The 2593-nt window shown below is 67.9% G+C and carries 3 protein-coding genes; 2 read left to right on the forward strand and 1 reads right to left on the reverse strand.

The genetic code is table 11. The features are described 5' to 3' along the window. Both E1165_RS28445 and E1165_RS28450 read left to right on the forward strand, forming a co-directional pair. On the forward strand, positions 1–1265 hold a 1265-nt coding region (locus E1165_RS28445; RefSeq protein WP_132394771.1), incomplete at its 5' end, for a hypothetical protein. Positions 1266–1770: 505 nt separating this feature from the next. Further along, complete coding sequence (locus E1165_RS28450) at positions 1771–2352, forward strand: lytic polysaccharide monooxygenase (protein ID WP_243705036.1); 582 nt, start codon at positions 1771–1773, stop codon at positions 2350–2352. A 109-nt stretch (positions 2353–2461) separates the two neighbouring features. Here the strand turns inward: E1165_RS28450 and E1165_RS28455 are convergent. Next, a partial coding sequence (locus tag E1165_RS28455; RefSeq protein WP_165945355.1) for an integrase core domain-containing protein occupies positions 2462–2593 on the reverse strand: 132 nt, incomplete at its 5' end.

Below are 2593 nucleotides of genomic sequence, written 5' to 3' on the forward strand. Positions count from 1 at the left end.
CCCACCCCCGAGTCGCGGTCCCCGCACTCACCCCGCCGACCGCCACCGAAACATCGTGGAACTTCGAACTGCTCGACCCCTTCGTCGAGGACTTCGTCAACGCCGCCGAAGGAAGGCCCGTCGTGGCGAACTTCGCCACGATCCCCACCTGGATGTTCGTGACACCGGAACCGGTGGCGGTCCCCGACGACCCGGACGAGATCCAGTGGGACTACGAGCAGGGCACCGAGCTACGGGATCCGACCGGCACCGAGGTGGCCGACTACTTCCACCGGGTGGCCAGCTGGTACATCGCGGGCGGGTTCACCGACGAGCTGGGCCGGTGGCACGAGTCCGACCACCGCTACCGCTTCGCCTACTGGGAGGTGCTCTGCGAACCCGACATCGGTCATCGCCTCTCGCCCGAGACCTACACCAAGCTCTACGACGCGATCGTGACCCGCCTGCGGCCACTGGATCCGGACATGAGGTTCGTCGGCCTGTCCCTGAGCCACATCCACCATCAGCCCGAATACTTCTGGAGCTTCCTGGACAGGGCCAACCACGCCGACCGCGTACCGCTCGACGCGTTCTCCTACCACTTCTACGCCTCACCCGAGATCGCCAATCCGCTCGGCGGGTACGGCAACGCCCCGTACCCGCACTGGCGAGACATCTTCTTCGCCCAAGCCGACGCGTTCCTCGACCAGGTCCGGTTCATCGACTCCATCCGCCGCCGCCTCGCGCCCGACACCGCCACGTTCATCAACGAACTGGGCACCTACCCGCCCGACGTGATGAACCCCCGCCCCGACATTCCCGACGAGTACTGGGCCCTGAGCGCCTCCATCCAGTCGTACCTGTGGTCGAGGCTTGTGGAACTCGGCATCGACCTGGTCGGCATCGCCGAGTTCATGGACTACCCCGGCATGATTCCCGGCACCAGCCTCGTCGACTGGGAGACCGGCGCACCCAACGCCCGATACCACGCGCTCGCCCTGCTGCTGCGACACTTCGGCCCCGGCGACACCCTGGTGGCCACCGCCACCGGCGTGCCCGAATTCCCCGACCCGCGCATCCACGCCCAGGCCTTCCTGACCCCCGACAACCGGCGCAAGCTCCTGCTCGTCAACAAGACGCCCGCACCGGTCGCCGTCGTGCTGCCGTACGACCTCGGCCCGGGGCTGGTGGAGCAGATCGGGGTCGGAGCGGTCCCCGGATCCCCGACGACCGCCGGCGAGGGAATCACCCTCGACGCCCACGCCACCGCCGTCGTCTCCCACTGACTCCGCTACGCCCGTACGACCGGAGAGCCTGCCCGCGCTCCGGTGGTACCGGCGCCTCGTCCGCCCACTCCCGCGTCCGCCGCCGCCCGGCGACGGGTCGCGCGGCCCTGACCGCACCAGGGCGCACGGGTCCACCAGCACCCACCCGGCGCCCCGGCCCGGGGGTCGCCCAGCTTCCCGCCTGACCGTCAGCTGATCCACGCGCGTCCGGCGCCAGGTGATCGTTGACCCAGATTTCCTGCACGGTCCGCAGTGGACAATTCCGAACGCACCCGATAACGACACCAGCCAGTTCGAGAATCGCCATTATCAATAGACACTGGTTGATATGTCGACGGATGGGTGCGATGCTTGTCCGGGAGCGCTTCCACACCGATCTCGAACGCCGATGAGCGGAGGACGCACAATGCTTTCCCACAAGCCCGATCAATCTGGCCGGCGATCCCGGCCAGCCGTCCGCCAGTCCCTTCGAGCGCTTGTCCTGCTGCTCACCCTGATGGTGGGCATGCTGCCCTGGCCCGCCCCGGCCCAGGCCCACGGGACCATCATCAACCCGGCAACGCGCGCCTACCGTTGCTGGCAGGTCTGGGGTAGCAACCACACGAACCCCGCCATGCAGCAACAGGACCCGATGTGCTGGCGGGCGTTCCAGGCCAACCCCGACACCATGTGGAACTGGATGAGCGCACTGCGGGACGGCCTGCGCGGGAACTTCCAGGGCACGACCCCCAACGGGCAACTGTGCAGCAACGCCCTCTCCCGCAACGACAGCCTGAACCAGCCCGGGCCGTGGAAGACGACCAACGTCGGCCGCAACTTCACCATCCACCTGTACGACCAGGCCAGCCACGGCGCTGACTACTTCCGGGTCTACGTCAGCAAGAACGGGTTCAACCCCACCACCCAGCGCCTCGGTTGGGGGAACCTCGACTTCATCACGCAGACCGGGCGTTACCCGCCGGCGAAGGACATCACGTTCAACGTCTCGACCTCCGGATACACCGGACACCACATCGTCTTCGTCATCTGGCAGGCATCGCACCTCGACCAGACCTACATGTGGTGCAGCGACGTGAACTTCGTCTGATCGGCGGGACCGACAGCCACCGTAACCGCTCCGGCCCAGGACACCGTCTTGGGCCGGAGCGTCCCACCGGATGCGGCCCAGCGGACACCCCGGCGACCGGTGGCGCGGCCTAGCTGTTCTGCCCAGAGAGGTTGGGGACGCGGCTGGCTGGTGGGTGGCCGCCGAGTGCGGTGTGCGCGCGGTGGTGATTGTAGGCGTGGAGCCAGGCGGGGAGAGCTGCCCGGCGGGCGGCTTCTGAGGA

This window comes from Micromonospora sp. KC723 (assembly GCF_004348595.1).
GTDB lineage: Bacteria > Actinomycetota > Actinomycetes > Mycobacteriales > Micromonosporaceae > Micromonospora.